Origin of the sequence: Corynebacterium sp. HMSC074H12 (assembly GCF_001813755.1) — a bacterium.
In the GTDB taxonomy this organism is placed as follows: domain Bacteria; phylum Actinomycetota; class Actinomycetes; order Mycobacteriales; family Mycobacteriaceae; genus Corynebacterium; species Corynebacterium hiratae.
The window spans coordinates 97,333-105,036 of the sequence record NZ_KV813902.1 but is presented as its reverse complement, the minus strand read 5'-3'; the positions used below and the strand labels follow the sequence as shown (position 1 = coordinate 105,036).

Annotated in this window: 3 protein-coding genes and 1 pseudogene; 2 read left to right on the top strand and 2 right to left on the bottom strand. The window is 62.7% G+C overall.

Features of this window, described 5'->3' with window-relative positions; translation table 11 throughout:
• A pseudogene (locus HMPREF2932_RS13555) lies at window positions 1-542 on the top strand (hypothetical protein); the annotation flags it as partial.
• 673 nt (window positions 543-1,215) lie between these two features.
• Here HMPREF2932_RS13555 and HMPREF2932_RS05900 read toward each other — a convergent pair.
• Entirely contained in the window at window positions 1,216-4,917 is a 3,702-nt protein-coding gene (locus HMPREF2932_RS05900; RefSeq protein WP_071409802.1) for a multifunctional oxoglutarate decarboxylase/oxoglutarate dehydrogenase thiamine pyrophosphate-binding subunit/dihydrolipoyllysine-residue succinyltransferase subunit, read from the bottom strand.
• A gap of 153 nt (window positions 4,918-5,070) precedes the next feature.
• Window positions 5,071-5,838, bottom strand: a complete 768-nt coding sequence (locus HMPREF2932_RS05895) for a hypothetical protein (protein WP_071409801.1) — start codon at window positions 5,836-5,838, stop codon at window positions 5,071-5,073.
• 114 nt (window positions 5,839-5,952) lie between these two features.
• Between HMPREF2932_RS05895 and HMPREF2932_RS05890 the strand changes: the two genes are divergently transcribed.
• Window positions 5,953-7,692 carry a carboxylesterase/lipase family protein gene (locus HMPREF2932_RS05890; RefSeq protein ID WP_070821193.1) on the top strand — a complete coding sequence of 580 codons (1,740 nt, stop codon included), beginning with the start codon at window positions 5,953-5,955 and terminating at the stop codon, window positions 7,690-7,692.
• Window positions 7,693-7,704 lie beyond the last annotated feature (12 nt).

Sequence of the window (7,704 nt, the reverse complement as noted above, 5' to 3'; positions counted from 1 at the left end):
AGCCGGGCAAGCCAGGTGAGCCGAACGAGCCGGGCAAGCCGAACGAGCCAGGAGAGCCTAACGAGCCGGGCAAGCCGAACGAGCCGGGCAAGCCGAACGAGCCTCGTATCCCTGAGCTCGGTGGCTTGTGGCCGCTGCTCATTCCGCTGGTTCTTTTGCCGCCGGTCTTGAGTCACTTCTTCAAGCCGCCGCATGATCCTGCACTGCCGCAGAAGCCTTTCGAGCCGCTGAAGCCGCTGGATCCGAAGGCCCCAGGCGAGGCTCCGCAGCAACCGCAGCCGGAACAGCCGCAGCCGCAGGCACCAGGTGAGGCAGCGCAGCCGAGTGCTGTGGAGTCCAACAACAATGCTCAGCCGAGCCAGAGCGACAACACCACTCGCTCTACTGGCAAGACCTCGAGCACGAAGGACTCCAAGAAGAGTTCCTCTTCTAGAGCCCTGGCGAATACCGGTGCAAATATCCTGTGGCTTCTTGCCGCAGCATGGGCACTGATTGCTGGAGCAGTACTGCTTCTGCGTCCTGGTCGCCGCAAGGAGTCCTAGTCCGCTAGGAAGCTTCAGGGCCGGGTTGCCCTGAAGACACGGTTTACTAAGCCGTGAATGAAACGCCCGAGCATTAGCTCGGGCGTTTCTCTTTTGACTAGTTCATTGTGCTGGTTCGCTTCCGTTGTTGAGAGCCAATGCCGTGTATTAGGGCAGAGCCAAGACTGTGGGACAGGGAAACGGCGGATACCGTATTGATTGACCCGGTGACGTCGTTCGCTCACCTCGGCACTGGGGCTTAACTAGTGGCGCGCGTCCTTACGTGTGACTGTATTCGCCGCCTTCGTTGCTTCACCTGTGGCATCCCGTCCCGGTGTTCGTCGTCAAAGAAACCACCTGTGGTGCTGCCTTTCATGCAAGCCTCCCTTCGCGCTCGCGGGGGTGCGTCGGGAGGCTGATTGAGGTTCCACCGTGAGCGCGAAGGGGAGGGGCGCGGTCATGGTCGCGGGGGACTGGTTAGTCGATGTGACACTGGAAACTTTGCCATTGCACTTGCACGCAAGGTCGTTGCGGTGCCCGCCCGCGGCGGTTCGGCTGGCTTGGAGCCCTCGTCCCTGGTCGTCTTTCTAGCGAAATAAAAGGCCCCGGCCACCACGCTCGTAGTGAGTTCGTGGTGGCCGGGGCCTTGCTAGCGTCGCTGTGCTGTGTGCCAGCGCCTGGGGCTTAAGCGCCTTTAGACGTCGAAGGCTTCCTCCAGCAGGTTCTTCTGCTCAATCTGGTGAACCTTCGCGTTACCGGTAGCAGTCGAGGACTGCGAGCGGCGGGAGACGCGGACCATCTCCGGCATATCCGGGATGAGGTCGCGCAGGTGCTCGTTGTAGAACGGCCACGGGCCCTGGTTGGCCGGCTCGTCCTGTACGAAGCGAATCTGCGTTGCGTTCGGGTAGGCCTCGAAAGCCTCACGCAGGCGGTTGAACGGAATCGGGTGGAGCATCTCCACGCGCACGATGGCGATGTCGTCGCGGCCATCGGCTTCCTTCTTCTTGGCCAGCTCCCAGTAGAGCTTGCCGGAGACCAGCATGATGGTCTTGACCTTGTCGGTATCGCCGACCTTCTTGCCGTTGATGTCAACGTAGTTCGGGTCGTTGATGACGGACTGGAACTTCTTGACCTCAGTGAAGTCCTCCACAGAAGAGGTCGCGGCCTTGTTACGCAGCATGGACTTCGGCGTGAAGACGACCAGCGGGCGCTTCATCTCACCGAGTGCCTGGCGGCGCAGCAGGTGGAAGTGGTTAGCCGGGGTAGACGGCTGGGCCACGGTCATGGAGCCCTCAGCACACAGCTGCAGGAAGCGCTCAATGCGGGCGGAGGAGTGGTCCGGGCCCTGACCCTCGTAGCCGTGCGGCAGCAGAAGGATCAGGCTGGAGAGCTGGCCCCACTTGGCCTCACCGGAGGAGACGTACTCATCGATGATGGTCTGCGCACCGTTGGCGAAGTCACCGAACTGTGCCTCCCAAGCCACGACAGCATCCGGGTTACCCACGGTGTAGCCGTACTCGTAGCCCATGCCAGCGAACTCGGTCAGCGCGGAGTTGTAGACCATGAACTTGCCGCCATTGCCCTTGGACTCAGCCAGGCGGGCAACCGGGTTGTACTCGTTGCCCGTGCGCGGGTCGAAGGCCACAGCGTGGCGCTGGGTGAAGGTACCGCGGCGGGAATCCTCACCGGCCAGACGCACGACCTTGCCGGCGTTAGCCAGGGAGCCGAAGGCGATGAGCTCGCCCCAGCCCCAGTCGATGCCGCCCTCACGAGCAGACTTCTCGCGGTCCTTAGCCACCTTGGCCACGCGCTTGTGGTACTCGAAGCCCTCCGGAGGGGTGCCGTAGGCGTCACCAATCTCGGCGATTTCCTCGGCAGTGATGGAGGTGTCCAGACCACGGGTCAGCTCCTGGGAGGAGGTGATACCGGTCTGTTCCTTCGGACCAGCCTCTTCGGCCTTCTTGTGGTCGGCGAAGACGGACTCCATCTGGTCGTGGAAGTCGCGTGCAGCTGCCTCAGCCTCTTCATCGGAGAGGTCACCACGGCCGATGAGCTCCTCGGTGTAGCGCTCACGAACGGACTTGTGGTCATCGATGATGTCGTACAGCAGCGGCTGGGTCATGGACGGGTCATCGGCTTCGTTGTGGCCGCGCAGGCGGTAGCACACGAGGTCAATGAAGACGTCCTTGCCAAAGCGACGGCGGTACTCGGTAGCGAGCTTGCCCACCCAGACAACAGCCTCCGGGTTGTCGCCGTTGACGTGGAAGACCGGGCAGTCGAAGCCCTTAGCCAGGTCGGTGGCGTAGTGCGTGGAGCGGCCGGAGTCCGGGGTGGTGGTGAAGCCCACCTGGTTGTTGACCACAACGTGGACGGTGCCGCCGGTGGTGTAGCCGCGCAGCTGGGACAGGTTGATGGTCTCCTGGACCACGCCCAGGCCGGTGAAGGAAGCATCGCCGTGGAGCATGATCGGCACCACGGTGTGTGCGCCGGCGCCCTTGTCCAGGATGTCCTGCTTGGCGCGTGCGATACCTTCCATGACCGGGTCAACAGCCTCGAGGTGAGACGGGTTAGCGGCCAAGGTGACCTTGATTTCGCCGTCACCGAACATCTGCAGGTGCTCGCCCTCAGCGCCCAGGTGGTACTTCACGTCACCGGAGCCGCCCATCTGGCCGCCCTTGTAGTTGCCATCGAACTCGCCGAAGATATCCGCCAACGGCTTGCCCACGATGTTGAAGAGCACGTTGAGGCGGCCGCGGTGCGGCATGCCGATGACGACCTCGTCGAGGTCCTGGCCGGCAGCGGTGTCCACGATGGAATCCAGCAGGGCGATGAGGGACTCAGCACCCTCCAGGGAGAAGCGCTTCTGGCCCACGTACTTGGTCTGCAGGAAGTTCTCGAATGCCTCAGCGGCGTTGACCTTCTGCAGGATGTACTTCTGCTCGGAGTTGGTCGGCTTCGGCATTCCGGCCTCAATCTGCTCCTGCAGCCAGCCGCGCTCATCGCGGTCCAGGATGTGGGCGTACTCGGAGCCAACCTTGAGGGTGTAGGCGGCGCGCAGGCGGCTGACCACCTCACGCAGCGTCATGGTCTCCTTGCCGCCGAAACCGCCGACGTTGAAGGTGCGGTCCAGGTCCCAGATGGTCAGGCCGTGGGTAGCCAGGTCGAGGTCGCGGTGATCCGGCCAGGGCAGACCCGGCTGCTTCCAACCCAGCGGGTTGATGTCCGCAAGTAGGTGGCCACGGGAGCGGTAGGCCTCGATGTACTGCATAACGCGCGTGTTCTTGTCGACGCCCGTGTTGGGGACGTCGGCAGCCCAGCGGAAGGGCTGGTAGGGAACGCCCATCGATTCGAAGAGCTCGTCCCAGAAGGCATCGTCCAGAATCAGCTGGCCCACGGTGCGCAGGAACTCACCAGACTCCGCGCCCTGAATGACGCGGTGGTCGTAGGTGGAGGTCAGGGTAACCAGGCGGCCGACGCCGAGGTCTGCCAAGCGGTCGCCAGAGGTACCGGCGAACTCGGCCGGGTAGTCCATGGAACCCACACCGATGATGGAGCCGGAGCCCTTGGTCAGGCGGGCGATGGAGTGGCGGGTGCCGATGCCGCCCGGGTTGGTCAGGTTGATGGTAACCCCGGAGAAGTCATCCATCGTCAGCTTGTTCTTGCGGGAGCGGTCAACGATGTCCTGGTAGGCATCGATGAACTCGGAGAAGGTCTTGTTCTCCGCTTCCTTGATGGCAGCCACGACGAGGGCGCGGGAGCCATCCTTCTGCGGAAGGTCGATGGCCAGGCCCAGGTTGACGTGCTCCGGCTGGACGACGGTGGGCTTGCCGTCCTGCAGCTCGTAGCGCACGTTCATGTCCGGGTGGATCTGCACGGCCTTCACCAGCGCGTAGCCCAGGATGTGGGTGAAGGAGATCTTGCCGCCGCGGGTGCGCTTGAGGTGATCGTTGATCATCGCGCGGTTTTCCCACATGAGCTTGACCGGGATATCGCGCACCGTGGTAGCGGTGGGGATCTCCAGGGACTCGTCCATGTTCTTGGCAATGGCCTTGAACATGCCCTTGAGTACGCGGGAGCCCGGCTCCGGTGCTTCCTTGATGCGGTCCAGCGGGGACTCGGACTTCTTCTCCGTCTTCTTCGCAGCCTTCGCGGGTGCGGAGGAAGCCTTCTCCTCAGCCTGGTTCTTCTTGGGCGCGGCCTGTGCCGCGCTCTTCTTCTGGGTGGGGGTGCTGGATTGAGCGTTCGCAGCCTTGGACTGTGCGGCCGACTTCGGTGCCCCGTTGGCCTCAAAGTACTCGCGCCACTCCTTGTCTACGGAGTTCGGGTCCTTGGAGTACTGCTGAAACTGTTCGTCAATCAGCCACGCATTCGGGCCATAGATGCTCGAGTTGCTCACGGCAGATGCTCGCCTCTTTCTGTGCTTCTAAGTTTGTCTTTGTTCGACTCTAGTAGGCCAATCCACGGGTGCGAAAGGCACCCCGAAAAGTGTCTCCCCTTATGATACGGCCCTTGTAAGTTTGCTCACTACCCTGGGCGGGTTTCGCCCCTTTTATTCCCCCTGCAGGGGGGAGAGCTGGGTGCCCGCATGGTTGATCACTTGGCGTCCCAATTTACGGTTGGCGGTCGTTCCCAGTACCGCGCCCACACCCATCGGCAGCAGCTTGGACACCCATGCCCACTTGAGTTTCTTGGTGGCCTGCTTCATGAATAGCTTGGTCAAGCGGCCGTTGAGACCGCTAAGGGTGGGGCCGGAGAATCGCGAAAGAGTAGCAGCGGAGGTGACTCCGGAGAGCGAGGTTGCATCACCCACAAAGGTATCGACCAATGCGCTGCCTTGAGAACCAGTGAGCACCACTAGGACCAGGGCGCGGCGGCGTTCCTTGTCCCGGATGTTGTCACCGCGCAGGTGCGCGGAAGCCAGGATGTACCAAGCAGCCGCCTCGAGGAAGACCAGGGATTCCGCGCCGATAGTGGCTGCGCCGGTGACCAGGCCGATGCCAGGGATAGCCGCGGAGGCGCCCGCGGCAGCACCGGTACCGGTGATGATGTTCATGAAATGCTTGTCGATGAGCTCTTGCAGCTCCGCCGGACTGGCGTCGGGGTTGCGCTTCTTTAGGCCCTCGACATAGTTGATGATGACGGAGGACTGGACGGAGACGACTTTGTCGATGGCCGCCAGGAATCCCTTGGTGATGCGGTTGGCTTCATCGACCTCTAAGGTGCCCACGGCCTCTGCGGAGCCGGCTTGATCGACCGATGCTTCCCGGCGACTAACTGCCTTATCTTTGCTGTCCTTGCCAAAGACCTTGTCCAACATTGTCTCACCTAACTTTTAACTAAATCTGATTGTGAATCTGAACTGTATGTTTACCACCGTATCGAAAACGTTTTATTCAGCGCGCCTGCAGGTTAGGGCATTAGTGTATGAGTCATGAGCGAGTTTGAGCCTTCCCCTTCGCGCGAGGTCAGCGCGGCAGCGGCGCGCTTGCTTGCCGAATCCCTGCATGCCCGTGCCTGCGCCGCGCAGGAGGCGGCACGCACCGCGCTTGCCGACGACCTCACGGTGCTCACCACCAGCGGCTGGGTACGCGGCTGCATCGAAGAAGAGTTGCGCACGGACCGTCCGCTGAGCGCTCCGGTCCGCTCTTGGCGCGGCATTCCTTTCGGCGCGGATACGTCTGGCACCAACCGCTTCATGGAGCCGCGCCCCGCCCCGTCCTGGGAAGGCATCCGGGATTGCCGCGAGTTCGGGCACGTGGCCCCGCAGCCGGTCTATTCCTGGACGGATCGCATTGAAGGCGCAGAGGATTGCTTGACCCTTGATATCGTCCGCCCACACCGTACAGGTCCTTCGGAGACCTCGGCAGGCTCCGGGGCTCCGGCGGATTCCACGGCAGGGGAGAAGTTGCCCGTCGTGGTGTATCTGCATGGCGGCAGTTTCATTGTGGGTTCCTCCCACATGCTGATGTTGCGCGGCTTCGAGTTCGCGGCCCAGATGGGAGTGGTCTATGTTTCGGTGAATTTCCGCTTAGGCGCCTTGGGCTACCTTGACGTCCGCAGTCTTGGCGGGGAGGCCTGCGCCAACCCGGCCGTGGCGGATCAGGTCTTAGCGCTGGAGTGGGTGCGCGAGAATATTGCCGCCTTCGGCGGGGACCCGGACAACGTCACGCTCATGGGCGAATCCGCTGGCGGCGCAGCGGTCCTGACACTCATGGCCGTGCCGCGCGCAGAAGGGCTTTTTCACCGCGCGATTGCGCAGTCGCCGCCGATCGGCATGATTCATTCACGAGCGCAATCGGTGTTTTGGGCCCGCGAGCTGGTTCACAAGATGGCCTTGCCGCGCGATACCACAGCTGATGATCTGCGCCGCGAGGACTTCGCGGACCTAGTGCGCTCTGGCCAGTCCATGATGTGGCGCGCGGGCGAGTTGCTGTACCTGAACTCCTGCTATGCGCCGACTGTCGATGGGGACCTCATCCCGCAACATCCCATCGAAGCCTTTGAGGACGGCAACCAACACCCGGTGCCGCTGCTGGTGGGAACCAACTCCGGTGAGGCCAGCTTTGGAAAGTTCCTCTTCCAGCGCCAGAGCGCCCGGGAGCGCGCGGCCCTGCGACTTCTGGCTTCCTTCGATCCGGAGAGCGCGCCGGATGTCATCGCGGCCTACGGCGGTGCGGTCTCCCGCCGCGATTTCGGGGATTTGCTGACCGACGCCCTCTTTTGGGCCCCTACCGTCCGCGTGGCCTCCGAACACGCACGGCGCTATCCCACGTGGATGTACCGCTTCGACTTCGCTCCGGCGGCGCTGCGCTGGTTGGGTTTGGGGGCGATGCACTCGATGGAGCTCTCCAATATCTTTGGTGACCCGGGGGCGTCGCGCGTCTCCTTCCTGAACAGCATTGCCAAGCCCTCCGAGATGGAGGACGTAACCGAGGCCATGCAGGCGCAGTGGGGCGAGTTCATTCGGGGCGGAGCGCCTCTAGACAACTGGCCGCAATACCGCGCGCCGCAGCGCTCAACCATGGTTTTCGATGTGGAGCCGCGCGTGGAGGAGGCGCCGATGGAGGGGCGTCGCCAAGCATGGCAGTCCTACGACATGTTGGAGTGGGGTACTGGACGCCCGGAGATTCTGAAGGAACTGGGATTCCTGCTCGATGAACAGAGCTATTGACGGAGATCGCAG